We start from the raw sequence: 24197 nt of genomic DNA, 5'->3' as shown, positions 1-24197 counted from the left end.
GTTTTCCTTGTTCCCGTTTGGCAAGCGGCGTTTCCGTGATTTGACGGCGCGTGAAGTTCTGGCTCTGGCGATCGGCGCGGAAGAGGAGGATGCGCGGCGCTACCGCGACATGGCGGAGCGGCTCGCTCCGAATTTCCCGGGTTCCGCCAAGGTCTTCGACGAGATGGCCGATGAAGAGGACGGGCACAGGCATCTCCTGATCGACCTCTTCAGGAAGAAGTTCGGTGAGCATATCCCGCTTGTTCGACGTGACGATGTCAGCGGCTTCGTCCGCCATCCGCCGGTCTGGTCGCTGAAGACGATCTCGGTCGACGGCTTCCGCCATGACGCGGCGACGATGGAGCTCCAGGCACAGCGCTTCTACCTGAGCGCGGCCGAGCGCGCGACCGACCCCGATGTGCGCGCCCTGCTCGGCGATCTCGCCGCGATGGAGGCGAAGCACGAGCGCAAGGCCGAGGAGCTCGAGGCCGAACATCTCGGCGAAAGTGTCCGCACCGAGGAAGACGCGACGCGCCGGCGCATGTTCGTCATGCAGATCGTGCAGCCGGGCCTTGCCGGGCTCATCGACGGTTCGATCTCGACGCTCGCGCCGATCTTTGCGGCCGCCTTCGCCACACAGCACTCTTTCGCGGCCTTTCAGGTCGGCCTCGCGGCCTCGATCGGCGCCGGCATCTCCATGGGCCTGACCGAGGCACTTTCCGATGACGGCGTCATTACCGGGCGTGGGGTGCCCTGGGTTCGCGGTGCCGTCTGCGGGCTGATGACGACGATCGGCGGCCTCGGCCACACGCTGCCCTACCTGATCCCCGATTTCTGGACCGCGACGGCGGTGGCCGGTGTCGTCGTGGCGGCGGAACTGATCGCGATCTCCTGGATCCGCTGGCACTACATGGATACGCCGCTGCATTCCGCGCTGGCGCAGGTCGTCCTCGGCGGCGTGCTCGTCCTGCTCACCGGTATCTTCATCGGCAGCGCCTGATTACGGGACAGGGCATCGAGCCCTGTCCCTTATTGGACGCCTGACTTGCGACGTTGCGGCATCTTGTGTGTTCTGGCCTGTGCCGGATCGGGGGTGTTGGCCGCGAGGTCGTCGAGGATGGGGCAGTCGGGGCGGTGGTCGCCGTGGCAGTGGCTTGCGAGATGGCGCAGCGTGCGCGCCATGCCCTCGAGCTCCCGGATCCGCCGCTCGATCTCGGCGATGTGGCCGAGTGCGATCTGCTTGACCTCGCTGCTTTCCCGCTCCTTGTCGCGCCAGAGCGCGAGCAGCGTGCCCATTTCCTCGACCGAAAAGCCGAGGTCGCGGGCGCGGCGGATGAAGCGCAATGTCTCGACATCCCTGTCGCCATAGACGCGATAGCCGGCTTCCGTCCGCGTCGCGCTCGGGATCAGCTCGATCTGCTCGTAATAGCGGATCATCTTGGCGCTGACGCCCGATGCCGCCGAGGCCTCTCCAATGTTCATCGTCTCACTCCTCAGGCGGGGTTGAAGCGCTTCAGCCGCAGCGCATTGCCGACCACGAAGACGCTCGACAGCGCCATCGCGCCGGCCGCGAGCATCGGCGACAGCAGGATGCCGAACGACGGATAGAGCGCGCCGGCGGCGACGGGGATCAGCGCGGCATTATAGGCGAAGGCCCAGAACAGGTTCTCGCCGATATTGCGCAGCGTCGCCCTGGACAGCGCGATGGCGCGGACGACGCCCGTGAGGTCGCCTGACATCAGCACGACATCGGCGCTCTCGATCGCGATATCCATGCCCGTGCCGATCGCGATGCCGATATCGGCGGTGGCGAGCGCCGGGGCGTCGTTGATGCCGTCGCCCACGAAGGCGACTTTGGCGCCGCGCGCCTTCAGCCGCTCGATTGCGGCGACCTTGCCATCCGGCAGCACCTCGGCGACGACCTCGTCAATGCCGAGCCGCCGGCCGATCGCCTCGGCGGTCGCCTTGTTGTCGCCCGTCACCATGACGATCCGGCGGCCGTGCGCTTTGAGCGCGGCGATCGCGGCCGGCGTCGACGGCTTGATCGCATCGGCAACGGCCAGGATCGCGGCGATCTGGCCATCGATCGCGACATAGAGGGGCGACTTGCCCTCCAGGCCGAGACGGGTGGCCTCGTCACGGAACAAGGCGATGTCGAGACCGGATCGCGCCATCAGGCGGTCGGCGCCGACAAGGATCGCGCGACCATCGACGATCGCGGAGGCGCCGAAGCCGGCCATCGCCTCGAAGCTGATCGCAGGCGCAAGCGTCAGGCCTTGCTCCTCCGCCGCCGCGACAATGGCGGCCGCGATCGGGTGTTCCGAGCGGGCTTCGAGGCTGGCGGCAAGGCGCAGCACGTCCGCCCGGTCGAAGCCCAGGGCAGTCACGAGATCGGTCACGGCCGGCCGCCCCTCGGTCAGCGTGCCGGTCTTGTCGATCGCGATGATGGTGGCGTCGCGCAGTGTCTGCAGGGCGTCGCCCTTGCGGAAGAGGATGCCGAGTTCGGCCGCGCGGCCGGTCGCGACCATGATCGAGGTCGGGGTGGCGAGGCCCATGGCACAAGGGCAGGCGATGATCAGCACGGCGACGGCATTGACGAGCGCGAGCGACAGCGACGGCTCGGGTCCGAAGACGGCCCATCCGATGAAGGTTGCGAGCGCCGCGGCCATCACGACGGGTACGAACCAGGCCGTGACCGTGTCGACCAGCGCCTGGATCGGCAGCTTGGCGCCCTGCGCGCTTTCAACCATGCGGATGATCTGCGCCAGCACGGTCGCGGCGCCGACGCGCTCGGCCTTGAACGAGAAGCTGCCGGACGTGTTGATCGTGCCGCCGACGACGGTGTCGCCAATCGCCTTGGCCACCGGCAGCGGCTCGCCGGTGATCATGGACTCGTCGACGAAGGATGCGCCTTCGACAAGACGGCCGTCGACGGGGATCCGCTCGCCGGGCCGGACGATGACGACATCGCCGATCCGGACATCATCGAGCACGACATCCATCGTCTCGCCATTTCGTGCCACACGCGCTGTCTTGGGCCGCAGCTTGACCAGTCGCTGGATCGCGGCGCCGGTGCGGCCCTTGGCGCGGGCCTCCAGCATGCGGCCGAGCAGGATCAGCGTGACGATGACGGCAGCCGCCTCGAAATAGAGCGCCCCCGTGCCGGCCGGCAGCAAGGCAGGCAGGAAGGTCGCGACGGCCGAATAGAGATAGGCGGCGCCAGCGCCGAGCGCGACGAGCGCGTTCATGTCGGGCGCAAGGCGCAGCAGGGCGGGGACGCCTTTGAGGAAGAAGCGCCGGCCGGGACCGATCAGCACCAGCGAAGTCAGGATGAACTGGGCATATCCGTTCCAGGGGCCGAGCGTCATGCCGAGCCAATGATGGAAGGCCGGCAGAAGATGGCTGCCCATTTCGACCAGGAAGACGGGAGCGGTCAGCGCGGCTGACAGGGCCAGCGCGCGGCCCAGTTCACGCGCCTCGCTGTCGCGCTTTTCGGCAAGATCCTCCTGCGGCGCCGCGGCGCTGATCACATGGGCCTCATAGCCGGCGCTGCGCACGGCTTCTTCGAGCGCCGTGACGGCGAGGCCGGCATCTGACGCATGGACTGTCGCCCGCTCGGTGGCGAGATTGACATTGGCGCTGCCGACGCCCGGCACTTTCTTCAGCGCCTTTTCCACCCGCGCAACGCAGGAGGCGCAAGTCATACCCTCGATCGCAAGATCGATCTCCGTCGCCGGCGTGAGGGTGGATGGGTTGGGCAGGCTGGTCATCGCAATGGTCCCGTTGGGGGATGATGACCAGGGAGATAGAGCTTCCCATCATGGCAAGGTCAAGGCCTCATTTTCGGTCTTGACCTTGCCATCGTTGGAAGCCGCACATTCCGGGTATCGTAATGAAGAGGAAGCGATTCATGGTGACGTTGAAGGTGCCCGATATGTCCTGCGGCCACTGCGTCTCGACGGTCAGGAAGGCCGTGCAGGGGCTCGACCCGGCCGCGACCGTCGCGGTCGATCTCGCGGCCAAGCTCGTGACCGTCGAGAGCGCGCTGGACGCGGCGGCGATTGCCGAGGCGGTGCGCGAAGCGGGCTATGAGAACGCTCGAGTCTGAGGCGCATGGCACGAAGGCCATTTCGCTCAGGATCGGCGGCGGCTCAGTGGCTGCGCCGCCGCATGATCAGCCGGTCGAGGCTCCATGCTCCGGGGCCAGCGGCGGCGATATAGAAGAAGATGAAGCAGAAGAGGGCGGCTTCGATGCCGCCATTGCGGATCGGGAAGAAGTCCTGCGGGCCGTGGATGAGAAAATAGGCGAAGGCCATCTCACCCGAGAGGATGAGGGCGACCGGGCCAGTGAAGAGCCCGACCAGCAATAGCGGGCTGCCGATGAGCTCGATGATGGCGGCGTACCAGAACAGTGTGAATGGCTCTACCGAAGCGAGCATCTCGACATAGGGGAAGCCGAACAGCTTCGCGGTCGCGAATTCGAAATAGATCAGCGCGGTCGCGATCCTGACGAGGCTCAGGATTTCGGGTTGCCACTTTGCCAGTACCGGTACCCGGTCCATTCACGCCTCCGGCTGCCTATGTTCGCGTTATCGATCATAGAGCAAATGCGGCGCGGCGCGCATCACGATGCGGCGTCCTCGGCGTGAGGCCGCGCCGGCATGGAACGAAATCACCATGGAACGCTTGAATCCTCGACGACGAGATTGCTGAACAGGAGGACGAGATGTCGATCGAATCCATTTTGAACACGATCGTTCCGGGCCGCGCCAAGCGCGAGGCCAAGAAGGAAACCGAACGAAAGCTCGACAAGGAGCTGACGGACAGTTTTCCCGGCAGTGATACGCCGGCGGCAGTGCAGCCGGGCTCGGGGATCACGGGTGCCGACGTGAAGGCGCTGCATCCCTCGCCCTCGCAGATCGAGAAGGGCATCAAGCCCAACTGATCCGGGGTGAGATGCGGCCACCGCGAAGGTGGTGGCGTGCCCGAAGCGCTTGAGACGAAGGCCCGGCTCTGTGCAAGCGCGCCGGGCCTTTCTGCGTCTGGCGGTCCATGTGAAGCGCGGCTGGTTCCCCAAAAGGAGAAGGGCCGCAGCGATGCCGCGGCCCTCCCAACCCTGTTCGTGACGACTCTGGAGGTCAATGGCCGGCACCCCAGGGTTCCTCAGTGAGGCGTTCCCGCGCCGTTCCGGCCTGGGGTATCAGCCGGGCAAACAGCGCGCACTGCGACCTGTCAGGTGCCGTCCGTCAAACGTTCGTCCATCACGTCCGGCGCATGCCGTTCGCCGGCGGGGTCCGGCAGGGTGCCGTTCTGGCGATCGTCGGCGAGATCCTGGCTCTGCTGGCGGCGGATATTGTCGTCCGCATTGGAAAAGCCGCCCTGCTGTTCGTCTGTATTGGCGTAGGAATCCGTCGGCTTCTGATCGGTCGCTGTCATCGCATCCTCCGTCTGGTTGATCAGGGAAGGAACGCCTGCAGGCGGTCGCGGTTCCATGCGATCGATCGGAAGGACTGTAGGCCCCTTCGCCTATGCCATCGCGAAGACGGGTTTCAGCGCCTCATAGGTCGCGCGGTAGCGTCGATAGCCGTGATCATAGACGGCGCGATTGTCGGCGTTCGGCTGGATCAGCGCGCCATGGCTGGCGAGGTGGCTCACGCCGGACCAATCGTCGGAAAGTCCGCTGCCGATCGCCGCGACCCAGGCGGCGCCCACCGAGGAGCCATAGGGGTTTTCAAGCAGCTGGACCGGCATGCCGACAATGTCGGCCACGATCTGCATCCAGATCCGGCTCTTCGTGCCGCCATCGGAGGCGAAGATCCGTTTCGGCTCATGGCCCATGTCGCGCAGCACGTCGATATGGTGGCGGAAGCCATAGGCGATGGCCTCGAGCAGCGAACGCCAGAGATGGCCGCGGCCGTGGCCGAGACTGAGGCCCGTGAAGGTGCCACGCGCCAGCGGATCGTGGATCGGGGTCTTCTCGCCGAGGAAATAAGGCAGGCAGAGCACGCCGTCGCTGCCGGCAGGCACCGCGGCGGCGAGCTTGTCGAGCGCAACATGTGGCCGCTCTGGACCTTCACCCTCGACCAGTATGCCCGCCAGCCAGTTGAGCGCGGAGCCCGACGCGGCCATGCAGCCGTTCGGTGCATAGACGCCGGGCACGAGGTGATAATCGAGATAGAGGCGGGGATCGGGCGTTGCATGGGCGGCCGCCACGACGATGTCGCCCGCGCCGCCGAATTTGAGCAGGATATCGCCCGGCGCGGCAATGCCGGCGGCGAGCGCCGATGCGATATGGTCGGCAGCGCCGCCAAAGACGGGAAGCCCCTCGGGGAGCCCGGTCTCGGCCGCGGCCTCCGCGCTGACGCGGCCCATCATTTCATGCGTCACGGTGCGGTCGGGAACGGCGCTGCGCGGAATGCCGGCGAGCGCCACCAGATCGTCGGCGATCGCGTCGGTGGTGAGATCGGTGAAGCCCGCTTCCAGCGCCCAGTTCTGCTCGACGGCGCGGCGGCCGGTCAGCCGCCAGTTCACATAGTCATAGGAGCCGAACACGGTCGCGATCCGGCTGAAGACCGCCGGCTCGTGCCGCGCGATCCAGCGCAGCTTGGCCGCGACGAGTTGCTGGTTCACGCCATTGCCGGCGCGCGCCAGGAAGCCCGCTTCGTCGAGTTCGGCCTTCAGAGCGTCGACCTCTGCGCCCACGCGTCCGTCGCTCTGCTGGATGCTCGGCCGCAGCACATGGCCGTCCGCGTCCAGCAGCACGACGGCCGGCAGCATGCCCGTGACGCAGATGCCGGCGAGCGAGCCCGGTCCATCCGGCAGGCCGGCGACGATCTCGCGCAGGATCGCGACGCTGTTCGCCCACCACTCGGCCGGGTCTTCCTCGGCCCAGCCCGGCCGGGGCGAGGAAAGCGCCACGGGGCGCGAGGCGACGGCAAGAATGTCGTCCGGCAGGCGGACGGCAATGCCGATGGTCGACGTCGTGCCGATATCGAGGCCGATGACGGTATTCGCTACAGGCATGACGAGCTTCCGGTCAGTCGTATGAGGTCTTCCCCCTCCTCACGAGGAGGAGGGGACGAGGGCGAAGCCCTAAGAGATCGTCTCGACCACATCCATGAAGCGCTTCACGCGGTCGCCATCGACGGCGTTCCAGGTGTTGCCATCGACCTTGAAGTGACTGCCGATGATGATGCCATCGGCGATCGAGAACACTTCTCGGACATTGTCGATATTGACGCCCGTATTGGCGAAGACCGGCACTGTGTCGATGACGTCGCGAACAGCGCGCAGGTCCGAGGTCTGGGCCGGCTGGCCGGTGATCGGGCCCGAAACCAGGATCGCGTCGGCGAGCGAGGAGAACACGGCGCTCTTGGCGCGCAGCGCGATCGGGCGCTGGTCCAGCGTATGCGCGAATTCGGCGTTGATGTTGAAGAGCAGCTTGAGGTCCGGCCGGCCGAGATCGCGGCGCAGGCGCAGCGCCTCCGCGGCATTGGGTTGCCAGAGACCCATGTCGGAAGCGAAGAGGCCGGTGAAGATCTCGCGGGCGAAGGAGGCGCCGGTTGCGGCCGCAATCGCGACGGAGGCCGACGGGTCCCAGAGATAGTTGACGCCGAAGGGAACCTTCAGCATCGGCTTCAGCGCCGTTACCACGGCCGTCATGGCGGCGATCGTCGCGGGGCTGCCCTTGAAGACGTAGGGGCGGTCGTTCTCATTGCCGAACATGACGGAGTGGATGCCGCCGGCCTGCAGCTTCTCGAGATCGCTCGCCGCATCGGCGATCAGCTTCTCGACACCGCCATCGGCGTCATAGAGCGGCGTGCCCGGCAGCGCCCCGATATGGACCATGCCGACGACAACCTTGCGCCGTGCGCCGAAGAAATCGAACACCATTCCCGTACTCTCCTATGTGCCGGGGAGGCTCTCGAAGCCGCCCGGCCATGCCAATTTCAGTTAGTCGCTGTCTTGTTCGCCGGCCGCGACGCTCGCGACCACCACCTCGACATCCGCCGCTTCCAGCGCGCGGGCGAGATGGGCCGGCGGCGGCGCATCGGTGACGAGGATGTCGGCCCCGGCTATGTCACAGACGCGCGCCAGCGACCGATGGTCGAACTTCGATGAATCGCAGAGGATCACGACCTGGTCGGCCCGCGTGATGAAGGCGCGCTTCACCTCGGTGTCCTCGACCGAATAATCGAAGAAGCCGGCCTCGATCAGCCCCGATACGCCGATGAAGACGCGGTCGAGATTATAATTGGCGAGCTCGCCCACCGCGCGCGATCCGACGACGGATTGCTCGGGATTGCGCACTTCGCCACCCAGCACATAGACCGGGCTCTTCGAAGCCGAGAGCACCATGGCGGCGCGCAGGCTGTTGGTGAAGACGCGCAGGTCCTGCCGCTCCACGATCGCCTCGGCCAGCGTCAGCGTCGACGTGCCGACATCGAGGCCGATCGTCTCGCTGCTGCCGATCAGCCCGGCGGCGGTCGTCGCGATGGCTGCCTTTTCGCGGGCATTGCGGTGGCGACGGCGCTTGAAGGCCGGCTCTTCCAGATCGAAGACCTCGCGCGGGCTGGTTGCGGCCGAGACGGCGCCGCCATGCGTGCGCGCCAGCAGGCCACGTTCCTCCAGGACCACGAGGTCGCGCCGGATCGTCATTTCGGATACGTTGAGATTGGATGCGATCTGCGAAACGGAGACGAAACCATCCATCTCGACGACATCGAGAATCAATGATTGCCGTGCGCCGGCCGGCATGCGCCCCAGGCGCAGGGCCGCATCGTAATTGGGGTGTGTGTCCGGCCCCATATGCAAACCTCCGGACGTTCAGGCTGAAACAGGTTCGAACATAACCGAACATCAAAGGATTGAATAGTCGCAGAATGCGCGAAACGGAGCGTTGTAAACTGTTCGATTTTGCGATTTGTTGACGGCGCTTTCGCGTTGAGGAGCTGGACCATGGCGGATATTTTCGATCTCACCGGCCGTAAGGCCATTGTCACTGGCGGGTCGAAGGGCATCGGCGCTGCCATTGTCCGTGCACTCGATCGAGCGGGGGCGACCGTTGCGATCGCCGATCTCGACGTCATGACCGCGCAGAGCGTCGTCGCCGAACTCAAGAATGGCGGCTTCGCGGTCGAGATCGACGTGACCAAGCGCGAATCCGTCGAGCATGCCTTCAATCTGGCCGTGGAAGGGCTCGGCGGATTCGACCTTCTCTGCGCCAATGCCGGCGTATCGACGATGAAGCCCGCCATCGACATCACCGATGAGGAATGGGACTTCAATTTCGACGTCAATGCGCGCGGCGTGTTCCTCGCCAACCAGATCGCGACGCGGCGCTGGCTCGCCGAGGGCACCAAGGGCGTGATCGTGAACACGGCTTCGCTCGCCGCCAAGGTCGGCGCGCCGCTGCTCGCGCATTACTCGGCGTCGAAATTCGCGGTCTTCGGCTGGACGCAGTCGCTGGCGCGTGAACTCGCGCCCAAGGGCATCCGCGTGAACTGCGTCTGCCCCGGCTTCGTGAAGACCTCGATGCAGGAGCGCGAGATCGTCTGGGAGGCGGAACTGCGCGGCATGACGCCCGAGGCGGTCCGCGCCGAATATGTGACGATGACGCCGCTCGGACGGATCGAGGAACCGGAGGACGTCGCGGACGTCGTCGTCTTCCTCGCTTCCGACGCCTCGCGCTTCATGACGGGCCAGGGCATCAACATCACCGGCGGCGTCCGGATGGATTGAGGCGGGCATCGCTTCAGTCCACTTGAAAAGACGAGTGCGCCGGCACGATAGTGACGAGGGCGCAATTCGAAGGCTTGGCGCCACGCGATCACGTGTAGGGGCGCGGTCTTGAGCGATATCCGGGAAGAGGCGAGCGCCGGTACGCCTGGAGCCGGCCCTGTAGGTGATGGCGAGGCGGTCAAGGCCGCCGGTCCCTCAGCCGGTCGCTTGCAGCGTTTCGCCGCCTGGCTCGACGCGATCGATCCCGGCACACATCGCCGGATCAAGGGGCTTCGACTCGTCACGGCCTACGGCATCGCCGCGATGATGGGCGCGCTGCCGGCCATCTCGGCCGGCCTGCATGGCGGGGCTTCTCTGAGTTCGCTCGCCGGCGGCTTCGCGCTCTGGGCGAGCGTTTCAGAGGCTCGCATCAAGCGTGGCGAATCGAGCCGCGACCTTCTCCTGCTGTGCGCCGCGGCCGTGCTCGGGGCCGCCATGATGATCGCGCTCGCGCCGCTTCTCGGCGGCGTCGGCCAGCACGGCGCGGAACTCACCCTGGTGACCGGCGCGTTTCTGGTCGGTTTTCTGAAGCGCTTCGGCGTTCTCGGCTCGGGCATCGGGTCGCAGATCTATATCGGCCAGTTGCTCGCCTATGGTGCCGGGCTCGGCGTGGCCGACCTCCCGATGGTCTGTATCGCCGGATTGATCGCCATCGGCGCGTCGATCGTGCCGCGCGTGCTGAGCGGGCCGGCCGAGCATCCGGTGATCGCGGCTGCGACCGATGCGGCGCCAGCCCTTGGCCCGCTCCGATCTCCGCCCGAACTGATCATGGGCCTGCAGGCGGCCATTGCGGCGCTCATCATCGTCATGCTCGACGATTTCGTCGGCCTCGAAGAAGCCGCCTGGGCGATCACCGCCTGCACCTATGTCATCGGCAATTCGAGCGCGCGCACGATGGAGCGAGTCTGGCGCCGCATCCTCGGCACATTGATCGGCGTGCCGCTCGGCATCGCCTGCCTGCCGCTCGCGACGGAGGCGCCGATGCTCCTCTGGTCTGCGGCCGCGCTCGCCATGATCATCTATGCCATGGCGCTACCCAACCGCTACGACATCGCCTGCGGCGCCTATGCCTTCACGCTGATCGTCACGCTCGCGATAACCGGGGAGCATTCGCTGCTGCTGTTCCTGTCCCGCATCTGGGAGACACTGATCGGCGGTGCGCTCGGCCTCGGGGTCGCGCTGATCCTCTTGCCGCTGCGCGAGCGGACGGCAAATGGCTGATCATCGCCGCCCGCAGCCTTGGCGGCAGGCGGCGATACGCGCTTCATGTCACTTCAAGATGCGGACATGTCGGGCGGGAGGCGCGGTGCTCTACGCCCGCACCCGGTTCCCAGGCAGGAACTCCGTCAGGTAGTAGAGGAAAGCGACCGCCGGGAAGGCGATGCCGGCGGCGACGATGCCGGGCCAGCCATAGGATTCGTAGACCGGGCTCGCAATCGCCGAGCCAATGGCGCCGCCGACGAAGAACATCGCGATGTAGAGGCCGTTCAGGCGGCTGCGGATCGTGTGTGAGAGCGTGTAGAGCACGCGCTGGCCGAAGACCGTGTTCGACTGGACGAAGAGATCGAGGATGATCGCGGCGACCACCATCGACATCAGCGACGCCGTCGCACCACCGAGGCCGGCGAGCGCAAAGGCGGCGATGGTGCCGAGGATGACGATGCCCGTTCCGATGGTGACGAAGCCGCGATCAGCGAGGCGGCCGGCGATCGGGGCGGCGAGCGCACCGGCGGCACCGGCAAGGGCGAAGAGCGCGATCTGCGTCTGCGACATGTGGAAGGGCGCGCCGGCGAGTTCCAGCGGCGCCGCCGTCCAGAACAGGCTGAAATCGGCGAAGAGCGCGACCTGGTAGAAGCCGCGACGGCGCAGCAGCGGCGTGTCGCGCATGATGGTCCAGAGCGAGGCGAGAAGCTTGCCATAGCTCTGGCCCTGGCCCGGATGGCGCCGCGGCAGATAGAGCGACAGCAGCGTTGCGACGACGACCATCATAGCGGCGGAAAAGGCGAAGACGCCACGCCAGCCGGCAATATCGGCGAGGATGCCGGCGAGCGGCCGCGCGAACAGGATGCCGACCATGAGGCCACTCATGACATTGCCGACGGTGCGGCCGCGCGTCGCCTCGTCGGTCATGCTGGCCGCCATCGGCACCAGCATCTGCACGGCGCTCGATGCCACGCCGATGCAGAGCGCGGCGATCAGGAAGAGGGCCGAGTTCGGCGCCAGCGTGATCAGGATCAGCGCGACGGTCGTGACGGCGATGGCGCTGATGATCAGGCGCTTGTTCTCGACGACGTCACCGAGGGGAACCAGCAGCACGAGGCCCGCGCCATAGCCGAGCTGCGTCAGCGTCACGATCAGGCTCGCCACATGCGGCGACAGGCCGACATCGGGGCCGATGAGGGCGATCAGGGGCTGCGCATAATAGAGATTGGCCGCGATCGCGCCGCAGGCGAAAGCCATCAGGAAGGTGGTGGCCGGCGTGATCTTGGGATGCGCGGCGTGGTGATGCGCCGCGTCCGGTGCGTGGGATGAACTCATGGCTGGTTCTCGTGGGGCCGGAGGATAGGCGCCAGACATGCCATGTTTTCCGGCGCCAAGCCAATCATCTGGATGTATGAGCGCGCTATACGCGGGGGCTCAGAACACCGTCCGTCGCGACCACCTTGCCGCGCTTGATCACGGTCCGCCGGCCCGGCACGCCCGACACCGCTTCCGGGATGGAAAGGGCCGGGATGAGGATGAGATCGGCGCGATTGCCGGCAGCCAGACCATAGCCGGAAAGGCCGATCACCGCAGCCGGCAGGGCCGTCACCATCGCAAAGGCATGGGCGAGATCCTCGTCGGCGTTGAACTCCTGCCGGTAGCCGATGATCATCGCCCGCTGCAGCGGATCGCCATTGCCATAGGGCGACCAGGCATCGCGGATATTGTCCGAGCCGGCGAAGACCGTGACGCCCGCCGCCTCCAGCCGCTTGACGGGCGGCATCGAGACCGGGCCGGGACCGTTGGTCATGATGGCGACCCGCGCCGTCGCAAGCGCCTCGGCCGTGCGTCCGAACTCGAAATCGTCGATCTGGCCGAGCGCGAAGGCATGGCTGACCGCGACCCGGCCTTCGAGGCCGAGCGCGATCGTGCGCGCCGCGATCTGGCGCAGTTCGAAGGCGCCGAGCGGACCCGGATCATGCAGATGGATGTCGAGGCCGACGCCGTGCTTTTCGGCGACAGCGAAGATCGCGTCGAGATGGCCAGTCACGTCATCATCGATGCCGGCCGGGTCGAGCCCGCCGACGAGATCGGCGCCCTCCAGCATGGCGGCATCGAGGAGATCGGCGACGCCGGGATCGCGCATCACGCCGCTCTGCGGGAAGGCGACGATCTGGATATCGACCAGATCGGCATAGCGCTCTTTCAGCGCCAGTTCCGCATGCAGCCCCTTGAGGCCGACCTCGCTGTCAATATCGACATGGCTGCGGATGCTGCCCGTGCCGAAGGCCGCGATCTGCTCGATCAGCCGGCCGCCGCGCTCTTCGACCGAAAGCGAGACCGTGCGGCGCAGTTCCTTTTCGGCCGCAATGCGGAGCGCGACCGTATTGCCGGGAATATGCGGGATGAAGGGCAGGCCGAGCAGGGTCTTGTCGAGATGGATATGTCCCTCGACGAAGGACGGCGCGACGAGCTTGTTCGTGCCGTCGATGCGGATGCCACCCTCAGGCGACGAGCCGGCGGGAAGAATGGCGGCGATGGTCTCGCCCGTGACGACAACGTCGACGAGCGCTCCCTCCGGCGACCGCGCGCCGGCAATGACGAGATCAGGCTGCATGAATGTTCCTGTTAGGCGATCAAGCCGACGCGGCGGGCTGCGACGACACGGTAGAGACGGTCGCCATAGATCTTTTCTTCCTCGCGCGCCGAGAAGGTCAGGCTGATGTCGTGCTCGTCGTCGGAGGCGCAGGCCGCGGCCGCGATCTCGTCCCAGCCCGGCGCCGGCAGATTGCGCCATTCCTCGATTTGCTCGGCGCTCGGCAGTGACGGGAAGCCGATCTTCGGCACGAGCGAGGCGATGACCTGCCAGAAATGGCGCATGAGCAGCGCGCGGTCGGCCGGCGCGAGGAAGGGCGCCGTGAGACGCACCCAATGGGTGCCGGTCACCGCGTGCAGGGCGGAGAAATCCATCGTCGCCGCGAAGAGGGCGAGCGATGTCTCGGCGAGGCGGCGCTGGCAATCGGGATGGATTGCCAGCATGTCGACCACGGGCGCGAAGCCGGGTGCTTCGCCGGCTGCGCGGATCGAATGCCAGAGCAGATCCGTCTCGGGCTCCAGATGGTGCATGTCCGGAATGGCGCTCGACGCAGCGAGCACCGCGCCCGGATCATCCGTGACGGGCTCGGCGCCGGTCGCGACCGGCATCTTCAGATAGGTCGCGGCCCAATAGCCGATCGCCGTGCCGACTTCGGCTGGATCCATCCGCAGCAGGCCATAGGAAATGCGCATCAGGCAGTGCAGCGCGCTCGCGCCGACGCCGGGAATGAGCGTCGGCAGGTAAGTCTTGACCGCATCCTCGATGCCGAGGCGGCGCACTTCGGCGACGAAGAGGTCGCGATAATCGGCCTCGCGCGTGCGATCGCCGAGCGCCTCCAGCCAGTTCTCGCGGGCGATCGGCGCGACGCGCGGCGGCATCGGCACGAGACCCTTCACCCGGCGATACATGGCGAGATATTCGACGAGACGCGCATCGCTGGCGCCGAGGCGGTTCAGCGCCACGAGAATCATCGGCACATGGTTGGCGAGCAGATAGGGGAACTCGACGCTGTCGCGCCGCGCATCGACGAGGAGGTCTTCGAGCGTGCTGCTTTGGGATGTCTGAGCGAGAGCCATGGTGTCCTCCTATCGGGTTCCGCGATCTTCCGGGCGGAAATGTTCTTCGTCATAAGCCATCAGGTCGGCATAGTGCGTATCCGCATCGGCGAGGAAGAGCCCACGCGTCAGCGCGGCGACCATGCGCGGCACGCCATATTTGAGCCCGGTAATGCCGTTGCAGATCGGACCGAGGCTCGGCACGGCGCCATTATTGAAAACATGGATATTGGCGAGCCAAGGCGCCATGCCCGGCATCTTCTCGGTAAATTCGAAGTTCGGGCCGAGGAAGGGATAGCGCCCGAGGCCCGGATCCTCCTCGCCCTCGGGCGGTGAGAAGCGGTCTTCCCAGAGTGCGATCTGGTCGACGAAGGCGGCGAGTTCCGGCCGCAGGCCGAGATCGATCTGGTAGCCGGTGCCGAGCAGCAGATGGTCGAATTCGAACGCGCCGCGCGGCGTATCGAGCCGGACACGGTCGCCATTCATCGTGGCGCTGAGCGGCGGGCAGCCGAGCTCGACCCTGAAATTGGGATAGGCATGGGCCGCCTGGTACATCTCATTGGTCGGCGGCGTCTTCAGATCGAAGACGCGGCGCATGAAGCGCCAGCGCCGGAGCGCGTCCAGATCGGCGAAATGGCCTAGGAAGCCCGGGAAATTCGTCCAGGCGAGCACTTCCGTCTTGGGGAACTCGCTCGAGCGCGCAAAGAGCGTGGCCGATGCGGCGCCGCCCCGTAGCGAGGCGACGGCCCAGTCGAAGGCGGAGGCGGCGGCGCCGACAATGCCGATTTCGCGGCCGACGAAGCGCTCCGCGTCGATTTCCTCGCCGCTATGGGTCCAGCGATCGCGCGGCAGGCCTTCGGAAACGAATTTCGGCACCGACAATCCGCCGGCGCCCTCGATTCCCGTGGCGAGCACGATCTTGCGGGCATAGAGCCGTTCGGCGCCGCTGGCGCCTTCGACGTCGAGCGCGAGGATGTCGCCATGGGGCGTGACGCCCTTCAGCATCGTGCTGTTGCGCACATTGAGCGCGGTGATGGCGCGATACCAGCGCAGATAGTCCATCCAGTCGGCGCGGTCGATCTTGCCGACCGCCTCCCATGCCGCCTCGCCATGGATCGCCTCGTACCATGAGCGGTAGGTCATGCTGGGCAAGCCGAGATCGGGTCCTGTCAGTTGCTTGGGCGAGCGCAGCGTGTCCATGCGGGCGCATGTGATCCACGGACCCTCGCGGCCCTCGGCGCTTTGATCGATTATGAGCACATTATCGACGCTGAGACGCTTTAGTCCGAACCCGATCGAGAGCCCCGACAGGCCGGCGCCGATGATGACGACGTCATAAAGCGGCGCGCCCTCCGGCCCTGAACGCCTCGGCATCCAGTCGCGCGGCATCGCTTCGATGCGCTCCAGATCGGCGGCAATCCGCCGTTCCAGAGCAGCGAGGCCCGTAAGGTGGCCCTGGTCCGTCCCGCTCATGGGCGCGCATCTCCGGCATGGATGCAGGCAGGAGTCGATTGACCGCATTGCGGGCTTGATGCGAAATTGGGCAATCGCCCGGATGTCGAGAGGGTCCGCGTCATGTCATTCCACGAATATTCAATGCTCTGATCGCTTAATCGCGCCGAAACCGTGTTCAGGTTCAAAAATTCGAACAAAGTGATAGTTCTCTGATTAACATCGCTTTGATTGTGGCATCCATCTTGGACGCTATGTCTTGATTTAGATCATTTGCAGGAGCGATGTGCATATTTGTGTGATTCCTGAACAAATGTGGTTTCTTGAGCGCGATTTTGTTTGATGTATACTCCGTTTCCGCTCCCTTGTCACAACAGAAGAGAGTCTGAACAATGATCAAGACATCTGCCAAGAGGCTCGGTCTCGCCGCGCTCGCCTCCTTGGCTCTCGCTTCGACGGCTCTCGCCGCGGACAAGCCCTATGCGGGCCTGACGCTGAACCTGGCATCCCAGAACGACCAGTTCGCCGCGGTGATCGCCAAGCTTGCGCCCCAGTTTGAGGAGAAGACCGGCGCGACCGTCAAGGTCGACATCCTCGACTACGGCTCGCTGCTCACCAAGACGCAGGCCGATTTCGTCGGCCACACCAAGAATTACGATCTGATCACGATGGATATCGTCTGGGCAGGTCAGTATGCCGACAATGGCTACACGGTCGATCTGACGGACTGGATCAAGCGTGACGCCGCCGAGTTGCAGCTCGACGATATCTATCCGGCTACCATCAAGTATATCGGCCAGTATAACGGCAAGCAGGTCGCGTTCCCCTTCGCCGGCTACGCTGCCGTGATGGCCTACCGCAAGGATCTGCTCGACGCGGCCGGCATCAAGGTGCCGGAGACCGCGGAAGACTTCGTCGCCGCCGCGATCAAGCTGACTGACCCGTCGAAGAAGATCTATGGCTTCGTCGCCAACGGCCAGAAGGGCGCCGCCGTGGCGCAGGATTGGCTGCAGTACAACGCCCAGCTCGGCGGCTCGATCCTGAGCGCCGACGGCAAGCCGACGCTGAATTCCGACGCCAATGTCGCGAGCCTCAAGGTCTATAAGGAGCTCTTCGACAAGGCGGCTCCTCCCGGCGCGGTCGATTATGATTGGGGTGGACGCGAGGAGAGCTTCCGTCAGGGCCTCGTCGCCATGATGGAGACCTGGTCGGTCGGCGCTCCGGGCTATTATGATCCCAACATGTCGAAGATCGTCGACAGCGTCGCGATCACCTATACGCCGGTGGGCAAGGGCCTGCCGGTCAAGTACGGCCTCGGCGGCTGGGGCATGGGCATCAACGCCGATATCGACGACAAGCAGAAGGAAGCCTCCTGGGCCTTCATCAAGTGGCTGACCAGCCCTGAAGTCCAGAAGGAGTTCAACATGGAAGGCGCGGGCAGCTATATCCGCAAGTCGACGCTCGCCGATCCGGACCTGAACAAGAAGTATCCGTTCCTGCCCGTCATCGCCAAGTCGTTCGAGAATGCCGATGGCGACTATCGTCCGCGCATCCCGCAATATCCGGAAATGCAGGACCTGCTCGGCACGGCCGTGAACGCCGTGCTCGTCGGCGGCACCGACCCGAAGGCCGCGCTCGACGAAGCGCAGGAAAAGGCAGCCCAGCTGTTCTGATCGAACATGGTCCTTCCTTTCTGGCTCTCCGTGCCCATGGCGCGGAGGGCTGGGGAGGGGGGACCAATTCCGATATGAGGAATGCTTGTACCGGCTCGGGTCTTGTTAATGATCCCAGGCCGATACATTCCCTGGCTCTCCCCGCAAGGTGAGGGGACCGACCGAGGTTCACGCCGCGAGTGGCTGTCCCGGTCTCTGATACCGAGGAACTCGCCCTTGACGTCTCTTGCCTCAGGCTCTGTGTCCATTCCCCAGCGCCGTCGTTCGGGGCTCGGCTTTCGCGACCGGCGCCGGTTCTTCCTGATCGCGCTCGCCGTTCCGGCCGTCGCCTATATCGTGCTGATCGCGCTCTATCCGCTCGTCCAGGGTATCTGGTATTCGTTCTTCGATTACCGCCTGCTCAAGAATGGCGGTCGGATGACCTTCATCGGGCTCGACAATTACGTCCAGCTCTTCACCGACAACACCGGTCGGCGGGCGATCATCAATACGTTCGTCTTTACGATCGGCGCGGTGTTCTTTGAATTTGTCCTGGGACTGGGCCTGGCGCTGCTGCTCTGGCGCGACGGGCGCTTCAACCGGATTTGCCTCGCCTTCCTGCTCATCCCGGTCACGATCACACCGCTCGTCGTCGGCCTGATCTTCCGCGCGCTGCTCGCCGTCGATTATGGCTATATCGGCTATTATCTCGCCGAATGGGGCATTACGAGCCCGCGCGGCCTGTTCGCTGGCACGGCGACGGCGCTGCCGACGCTGATCTTCATCGATATCTGGGAATGGACGCCGCTGGTGGCGCTGATCCTGCTCGCCGGCCTCAAATCTCTGCCCGGCGATATTCTCGAGGCGGCGCTGGCCGATGGCGCCACATCCTGGCAGCGCTTCAAGCTTGTGATCCTGCCGCTGCTGCTGCCGACCGTGTTTCTCGCGCTCGTGCTCAGGATGATGGATGCGTTCCGCGTCTTCGACTCGATCTTCGTGACGACGGGCGGCGGGCCGGCCGATGCGACCACCTCGCTGATGGTCTATGGCGTCAAGCAGGGCCTGCAGTTCTTCAATATCGGCTATGCCTCCGCGATCAGCAATGTGACGATCCTCTGCATCGGGCTGATGGCGGCCGCGTTCACGCTGATGATCCGCCGTGCAGACGTGAAGGCCAACGAACAATGAGCTCCGCCGCTTCGACGCTTCCCGCCTCCGCTCTTCCGGCCGTCCGCCGCCGTCGCCAGACCGCGCTCCAGCGCCGGATCATGATCGAGCGCATCGCGCTCGTCGCGATCATCCTCGTCTACATGATCCCCGTCGTCTGGCTGGTAGCGACCGCCTACAAGCCGCCCAAGGACATGTTCTCGTCTCCGCCGAGCTTTGTCTTCACGCCGACGCTGCACAATTTCCAGCGCGTCTTCGAAGTGTTCGACGTCTGGTCGCTGCTGAAGTCGAGCATCATCATCAGCCTCGGTTCGGCCGCGCTATCGCTGCTGCTCGGCGTGCCGGCCGGCTATGCGCTGGCGCGCTCGCAATCGCGCTATGCGATCTGGGTCGCCTATTTCTTCCTCGCGATCCGTACCGTGCCGATCATCGCGACGCTCATCCCGTTCTATCTGATGATGCGCGATATCGGCCTGCTCGGAACGTGGTGGGCCGTCATCCTGATCAACACGACGCTCAACTGCGCCTTCGTGACCTGGATGATGTTCTCCTATTTCCGGTCGCTGCCGCGCGACATGGAAGAGGCGGCGCTGACCGATGGCTGCACGCAATGGGGCGCCTTCATCCGCGTGGCGCTGCCCACCGTCGTGCCGGGCATCATCGCCAGCACGCTCTTCTGCGTCATGTTCTCGTGGAACGACTTCCTGGTCGCGATGTTCCTGACGAACCTCGATTCGAAGCCGCTCTCGGTCGCGCTGCTCGCCGCCTTCGGCACCAAGGACATCACCTGGGGCACGCTCGGTGCGCTGGCGCACTTCTCGACCGTCCCCATCATGCTGATGGCCTTGTTCATGAACCGCTATTTCGTCCAGGGACTGACCAAAGGCGTGCACTGAACGCTCGAGGCGAGAAGCCCGGCGGACGATTGAAAAGCGGCAGGCGGCGGAAGCTCCTGCCGCTATTTCTTTGTGGTGATGCGCTGCGGGAGGGTGCGCGTCTGGCGCTCGGCCCAGGCGAGCGTGATCATGAACGCCGTGAAGGCAGCCACGATGCCGATGATCGCGACGATATTGGTCGAAGACATGCTTGAACTCCTTGGCTTGCGCAGGGAGTTTTCGCGTGGTCGCCCAGACGCGCTTTGATCCTGATCAAGCGCGGCTGAACTGCCGCAGTTCCCCGCTCCCCGCGTAAGGCGGGGTGGGGAGAAGAAGCCGATTGACGATCGTGAAGGCCCGGTCAGGCGGGCAGAGGATTACCCGTTGCGCCGAGTGGCAGTCCGGTCGCCTTCTGGAACGCAGCCGCGAAGCTCGCAGCCTTTGCGTCCTGCCAGGAGGGGGCGAGGAAGGTCACGCCGAGCGGCAATCCGTCGGGCCGGAACCCGTTCGGGACGGCGACGCCGCACATCCCCATCAGGTTGACGAAGTTCGTATAGATGCCGAGCTGCGCATTGAGCTGGATCGGATCGGCCAGGATCTCGCTCTTGCGGTAGATGGTCGGCGTCGTCGGCACGAGCAGGATGTCGATCGCATCCCAGGTCGCCCGCGTGTCGCGCTTCAGCGCCGCAACCTTGTGGATCGCGCGGAACACGTCGACGGCGGTGTGATTGCTGCTCGTCTCCAGGATCGAGAGCGTCACCGGATGGATATGCTCGCGATACTGCGCAGTGACGGCATCCATGGAGAGCGCGCGCTCGGCGATAAAGGGGCCGCCATAGAGCAGCTTCTGCGTCTCCTCGAAGGGCGTGAAATCGACATCCACCCGCGTGCCGCCCATGGTCTCCAGCCGGGCGATCGCCTGGTCGAACAGCTTCGCCGCCTCATCGTCGCCGAAGAAGCGCAGCGCTGCACCGGCGGGGACGCCGAAGCGGAAGCTCTTCGGCAGCGGAGCGATGGTGAGATCGACCTGGTCGGCCTCGGGCTTCGAGAATTCATAGCTCGGATCGTAGCCGCCCATGCGCTTGCCGACCGTCACGGCATCCTCGACCGTCAGCGCGAATACGGTCATCGTCTCCGCGCTCTTCAGACTGCCGCCGCCGGAGACGGACGAATTGGAGATGAAGCCCGGCGTCGGCTTCAGCCCGACAATATTGTTGAAGGCGGCTGGAACGCGGCCCGAGCCCGCCGCATCGTTCGCGACAGAGAACGAGACGAGGCCCGCACCGACGGAGACGCCCGAGCCGGAGCTGGAGCCGCCCGAAATGAACTCCTCGTTGAACACGGACGAGCAGGCGCCATAGGGCGTGCGCACGCCGACGAGGCCGATGCCGAACTGGTCCATATTGACCTTGCCGAGGCAGAGCGCGCCGCTTTCGAGCAGGCGGTTCATCGCTTGGCCGGTGGTCTCCGGCGTATAGGCCATTTCCGGCAGCGCATTGGTCGTGGGCATGCCGGGGACGTCGTTGCAATCCTTGACCGAGAAGGGAATGCCCCAGAGCGGATCGCCGGTCGGGCCCGTCTCTTCGAGCTTCCTCGCCTCCGCCAGCAGGTCGGCGCGCGGGGCGAGATAGATCCAGACATGATCATCGCCGCGCGCTGCGATGCGGTCATAGATCGCGTCGATGACTGCGCTCGGCGTCAGCGCGCCCTCGGTATAGAGGCGTTGCAGCGTGGCGATATCGAGCGAGCCGGTGGCGGGCGACCAGGTGGCAGTCATGGTGTTGTCTTCACTCAAAGCTTGATGGCGGCGATCGGGGCGGTCGTCCCGAAGAGGGCGTAGCCGAAGCGCGTGATGTTGAGGATGGAATCCTTGGCGCCGGGAAGATCGGTCACGGTGCCATCCTCGAGCAGCAGACATTCGAGGCCGAGATCATTGGCCGATCGCATGGTGGCGTGGACCGCACCCTCGGTGCGCAGGCCGGCAATGATCAGGTTCGCGATGCCCTGCCGCTTCAGCAGGAAATCGAGATCCGTGCCGATGAAGGCATTGTCGCCGGCGTGATCGATGACCGGCTCGCCATCCTGCGGCGCCAGCGTCTCGACGATCTGCCAGCCGTCGGTGCCGCGCGGCAGGATCCTGTCGACCGGGCGGGCGGCATTGCGGAGGGCGGCGACGCGTGGCAGCCCGACCGTCGGATCGAAGCCGCGGCGGCCATGCAGCACCAGTCCGCCAGTCGCGCGCCAGGCGGAGAGCAGCGGCGCGAGCGCGGCGATGGTATCCTCCGCGCGGGTCTCGGCGGCGATCTCGTTCTGGAAATCGATCAGGAAGAGCGCGGTATCTTCAGTCGACCAACTGCCGGTGAAGGGCCAGGCATAGGGTCTCGACGCAACCGGTGCGAAGCTGGTCATTGTCCGGCCCCCTCGATCATGGCGACCAGGCTGGAAGACGGCATGACGGCGCCCCAGCGTCCGCCATAGGCCGAGAGCACGTCGACCATGCCCTGATGATTGGCGCTCTCGACGGCCGCCGTGCCGTCGACGACCAGCACGCAGTCATAGCCGAGATCGGCACCGTCCCGGATCGTCGATTGCACGCAGCAATCCGAGGTGACACCGCAGACGATCAGTGCTTCGATGCCGCGCGCTCGCAGCACCTGGTCGAACTCGGTGGCGTGGAACGAACTCTTGCCGGGCTTGTCGATGACGATCTCCCCGGTCTCGGGATAGAGCTCGGGGATGATGTCGTGGCCGGGATCGCCGCGCGTCAGCGCCCGGCCCTGGTTGCTTTCATCGCCAATGCCGACGCCATGAACGCGGCTGCGCCAACGCTTGACCGGGTTCAGGTCGGTCAGGTCAGGCCGATGGCCTTCGCGGGTGTGAATGATTGTCATGCCGGCAGCGCGGGCAGCGGCGAGGAGATCGGCGATCGGGCCGATGGGCTTGCGCGTGTTGTCGAAACTCTGCCCGAGACGATCGATCCAGCCGCCTGGGCCGCAGAAATCGGTCTGCATGTCGATGACGACCAGCGCCGTGCGGTCGAGGTCGAGCGAGCCGGAAACCGGCCAGGAAAGCGTCATGTCAAAACGTCCAGTCGTCAGATCTAGCTATTTGATGTGTCGCGCTTCCTTCGCGCGAACCGGTTTCCACTTCGCTCGGAAAAAGTTCTAGCTGGTGATCGCCTGCTCGGTGGCGGCATCGAAGAGATGGATCCGCGCGGGATCGACCGTGAGGCGGATGCGCTCGCCGGCCTTGAAATGCAACGTGCCGTCCAGCACGGCACGAAGGCGGGTGCGTGCGGCGACCATCTCGTCGCCGCCGCTCGGATCGTCCGCGGCCACCACGGAGGCGCCGTCGAGATCGACATGCACCAGCAGGCTGGCGCCCAGATCCTCGACGAAGGCGACCGTGCCGGGCAGCGTCCCGGGTGGCGTCGCCTCGCCGAGGACGCAATGGAACGCCTCGGGACGGACGCCGGCGATGATGGGTTTGCCGATATTGCGGGTAATCGCCGGGCGCGCGGTAAGCGCGGCCTGGTCGAGCGGGATGGTCAGCTGGCCAAGCTGCAGCGTCAGGTTGCCGCCTTCGCCGACGATCTGGCCGGCCAGCAGGTTCATGGGCGGCGAGCCGATGAAGCCGGCGACGAAGAGATTGGCCGGCGCGTCATAGAGCGTGCGCGGACCGGCGAGTTGCTGCAGGACGCCCTTGTTCATGACGGCGACGCGGTCGCCCATGGTCATCGCCTCGACCTGGTCGTGCGTGACATAGACGGTCGTGACGCCCGTCATCTTCTGCAGGCGGGCGATCTCGGCGCGCATCTGGCCGCGCAGGCGCGCATCGAGATTGGAGAGCGGCTCGTCCATCAGGTACGCCTTGGGGGAGCGCACCAAGGCGCGGCCCATGGCGACACGCTGGCGCTGGCCGCCCGAGAGCTTGCCGGGCTTGCGCTTCAGATAGTCGGTGAGTTCGAGCAGCTTCGCCGTCTCGGCGACCTTCCGGTCGATCTCGGCCTGGTCGGCGCCCCGAACCTTGAGGCCGAAGGCGATGTTCTCGGCGACGGTCAGATGCGGATAGAGCGCATAGGACTGGAACACCATGGCAATGTTGCGATCGCGCGGGGCAAGATCGTTGGCAACCGTGCCGTCGATCTTGAGCTCGCCATCGGAGATTTCCTCGAGCCCGGCGATCATCCTGAGCGCGGTCGACTTGCCGCAGCCGGAGGGTCCGACGAGCACGAGGAATTCGCCATCCTCGATCGTCAGATTGAGCGCGTTGACGGCCAGTTGCCCGTCGTCATAGCGCTTGGTGACTCGATCGAAGACGATTTCAGCCATGGGTCCCTACCTTGATTTCCAGCCGAAAGTGCCATGCGGCGTTGCCGGCTGTCAAAGTGCCATTTTGCTGAAATTTCTACCAGTATCGAACAAGAAACGGGATTTTG

24 protein-coding genes are annotated in these 24197 nt (G+C 65.4%); 8 read left to right on the top strand and 16 right to left on the bottom strand.

All coding sequences use genetic code 11. The annotated features are described in order from the left end of the window. Positions 1-7 precede the first annotated feature (7 nt). Positions 8-979: an iron exporter MbfA gene (gene mbfA / locus QO014_RS21095; RefSeq protein ID WP_266350730.1), complete on the top strand. Its 972-nt coding sequence runs from the start codon at positions 8-10 to the stop codon at positions 977-979. A 29-nt stretch (positions 980-1008) separates the two neighbouring features. On the opposite strand, the gene cueR is transcribed toward mbfA, so the two are convergent. Then, the gene (cueR, locus tag QO014_RS21090) at positions 1009-1461 is read right to left on the bottom strand and encodes a Cu(I)-responsive transcriptional regulator (RefSeq protein ID WP_266350729.1); all 453 of its coding nucleotides are present in this window, start codon (positions 1459-1461) and stop codon (positions 1009-1011) included. A gap of 11 nt (positions 1462-1472) precedes the next feature. Next, entirely contained in the window at positions 1473-3749 is a 2277-nt protein-coding gene (locus QO014_RS21085) for a heavy metal translocating P-type ATPase (RefSeq protein WP_266350728.1), read from the bottom strand. 140 nt (positions 3750-3889) lie between these two features. Between QO014_RS21085 and QO014_RS21080 the strand changes: the two genes are divergently transcribed. After that, on the top strand, positions 3890-4087 hold the full coding sequence (locus tag QO014_RS21080) for a heavy-metal-associated domain-containing protein (RefSeq protein ID WP_266350727.1): 198 nt from the start codon (positions 3890-3892) through the stop codon (positions 4085-4087). Positions 4088-4130: 43 nt separating this feature from the next. Here QO014_RS21080 and QO014_RS21075 read toward each other — a convergent pair whose 3' ends face one another. Next, positions 4131-4541: a DoxX family protein gene (locus tag QO014_RS21075; protein WP_266350726.1), complete on the bottom strand. Its 411-nt coding sequence runs from the start codon at positions 4539-4541 to the stop codon at positions 4131-4133. Between the two features lie 164 nt (positions 4542-4705). Between QO014_RS21075 and QO014_RS21070 the strand changes: the two genes are divergently transcribed. Continuing rightward, the gene (locus QO014_RS21070) at positions 4706-4924 is read left to right on the top strand and encodes a hypothetical protein (protein ID WP_266350725.1); all 219 of its coding nucleotides are present in this window, start codon (positions 4706-4708) and stop codon (positions 4922-4924) included. Between the two features lie 287 nt (positions 4925-5211). On the opposite strand, the gene QO014_RS21065 is transcribed toward QO014_RS21070, so the two are convergent. From QO014_RS21065 to QO014_RS21050, 4 genes are all read right to left on the bottom strand, one after another. Next, complete coding sequence (locus QO014_RS21065) at positions 5212-5415, bottom strand: hypothetical protein (protein WP_266350724.1); 204 nt, start codon at positions 5413-5415, stop codon at positions 5212-5214. 90 nt (positions 5416-5505) lie between these two features. After that, the gene (locus tag QO014_RS21060; protein WP_266350723.1) at positions 5506-7002 is read right to left on the bottom strand and encodes an FGGY-family carbohydrate kinase; all 1497 of its coding nucleotides are present in this window, start codon (positions 7000-7002) and stop codon (positions 5506-5508) included. A 69-nt stretch (positions 7003-7071) separates the two neighbouring features. Further along, positions 7072-7872: a BtpA/SgcQ family protein gene (locus QO014_RS21055; RefSeq protein WP_266350722.1), complete on the bottom strand. Its 801-nt coding sequence runs from the start codon at positions 7870-7872 to the stop codon at positions 7072-7074. A 60-nt stretch (positions 7873-7932) separates the two neighbouring features. After that, positions 7933-8787 (bottom strand): DeoR/GlpR family DNA-binding transcription regulator, encoded by an 855-nt coding sequence (locus QO014_RS21050; protein ID WP_266350721.1) that lies wholly within the window; start codon positions 8785-8787, stop codon positions 7933-7935. Positions 8788-8937: 150 nt separating this feature from the next. Between QO014_RS21050 and QO014_RS21045 the strand changes: the two genes are divergently transcribed. Next, a complete protein-coding gene (locus QO014_RS21045) occupies positions 8938-9720 on the top strand; it encodes an SDR family NAD(P)-dependent oxidoreductase (RefSeq protein ID WP_266350720.1) in 783 nt (260 codons plus the stop codon). A 108-nt stretch (positions 9721-9828) separates the two neighbouring features. Then, positions 9829-10980, top strand: coding sequence for an FUSC family protein (locus tag QO014_RS21040; protein ID WP_266350719.1), 1152 nt, complete (start codon positions 9829-9831; stop codon positions 10978-10980). Between the two features lie 90 nt (positions 10981-11070). On the opposite strand, the gene QO014_RS21035 is transcribed toward QO014_RS21040, so the two are convergent. From QO014_RS21035 to QO014_RS21020, 4 genes are all read right to left on the bottom strand, one after another. After that, complete coding sequence (locus tag QO014_RS21035; protein WP_266350718.1) at positions 11071-12297, bottom strand: MFS transporter; 1227 nt, start codon at positions 12295-12297, stop codon at positions 11071-11073. Positions 12298-12382: 85 nt separating this feature from the next. Next, on the bottom strand, positions 12383-13579 hold the full coding sequence (locus tag QO014_RS21030; protein ID WP_266350717.1) for an amidohydrolase family protein: 1197 nt from the start codon (positions 13577-13579) through the stop codon (positions 12383-12385). 11 nt (positions 13580-13590) lie between these two features. Next, on the bottom strand, positions 13591-14634 hold the full coding sequence (locus tag QO014_RS21025; RefSeq protein WP_266350716.1) for a questin oxidase family protein: 1044 nt from the start codon (positions 14632-14634) through the stop codon (positions 13591-13593). Positions 14635-14643: 9 nt separating this feature from the next. Further along, complete coding sequence (locus QO014_RS21020) at positions 14644-16086, bottom strand: NAD(P)-binding domain-containing protein (RefSeq protein WP_266350715.1); 1443 nt, start codon at positions 16084-16086, stop codon at positions 14644-14646. Between the two features lie 371 nt (positions 16087-16457). Here QO014_RS21020 and QO014_RS21015 point away from each other — a divergent pair, with 371 nt between their 5' ends. The 3 genes from QO014_RS21015 (at position 16458) to QO014_RS21005 (ending at position 19780) form a co-directional block, all read left to right on the top strand. Further along, positions 16458-17738, top strand: a complete 1281-nt coding sequence (locus QO014_RS21015) for an extracellular solute-binding protein (protein ID WP_266350714.1) — start codon at positions 16458-16460, stop codon at positions 17736-17738. 216 nt (positions 17739-17954) lie between these two features. Beyond that, complete coding sequence (locus QO014_RS21010; protein ID WP_266350713.1) at positions 17955-18905, top strand: carbohydrate ABC transporter permease; 951 nt, start codon at positions 17955-17957, stop codon at positions 18903-18905. A gap of 80 nt (positions 18906-18985) precedes the next feature. Continuing rightward, entirely contained in the window at positions 18986-19780 is a 795-nt protein-coding gene (locus tag QO014_RS21005; protein ID WP_266350859.1) for a carbohydrate ABC transporter permease, read from the top strand. A gap of 62 nt (positions 19781-19842) precedes the next feature. Here the strand turns inward: QO014_RS21005 and QO014_RS21000 are convergent, their stop codons facing one another. The 5 genes from QO014_RS21000 to QO014_RS20980 form a co-directional block, all read right to left on the bottom strand. After that, positions 19843-19968 (bottom strand): hypothetical protein, encoded by a 126-nt coding sequence (locus QO014_RS21000; RefSeq protein WP_266350712.1) that lies wholly within the window; start codon positions 19966-19968, stop codon positions 19843-19845. A gap of 152 nt (positions 19969-20120) precedes the next feature. Continuing rightward, positions 20121-21536 (bottom strand): allophanate hydrolase, encoded by a 1416-nt coding sequence (locus QO014_RS20995; RefSeq protein ID WP_266350711.1) that lies wholly within the window; start codon positions 21534-21536, stop codon positions 20121-20123. A 14-nt stretch (positions 21537-21550) separates the two neighbouring features. Next, entirely contained in the window at positions 21551-22168 is a 618-nt protein-coding gene (locus QO014_RS20990; RefSeq protein WP_266350710.1) for a cysteine hydrolase family protein, read from the bottom strand. Further along, positions 22165-22836 (bottom strand): cysteine hydrolase family protein, encoded by a 672-nt coding sequence (locus QO014_RS20985; protein ID WP_266350709.1) that lies wholly within the window; start codon positions 22834-22836, stop codon positions 22165-22167. Before QO014_RS20985 ends, QO014_RS20990 begins: the two co-directional genes overlap by 4 nt. 87 nt (positions 22837-22923) lie before the next feature. After that, a complete protein-coding gene (locus QO014_RS20980) occupies positions 22924-24090 on the bottom strand; it encodes an ABC transporter ATP-binding protein (RefSeq protein ID WP_266350708.1) in 1167 nt (388 codons plus the stop codon). Positions 24091-24197: the final 107 nt, after the last annotated feature.

The sequence above is a fragment of the Kaistia dalseonensis genome, assembly GCF_030814715.1.
Lineage (GTDB): Bacteria > Pseudomonadota > Alphaproteobacteria > Rhizobiales > Kaistiaceae > Kaistia > Kaistia dalseonensis.
The sequence above is the reverse complement of the archived record's forward strand: the minus strand, read 5'-3'. Positions and strand labels throughout refer to the sequence as shown.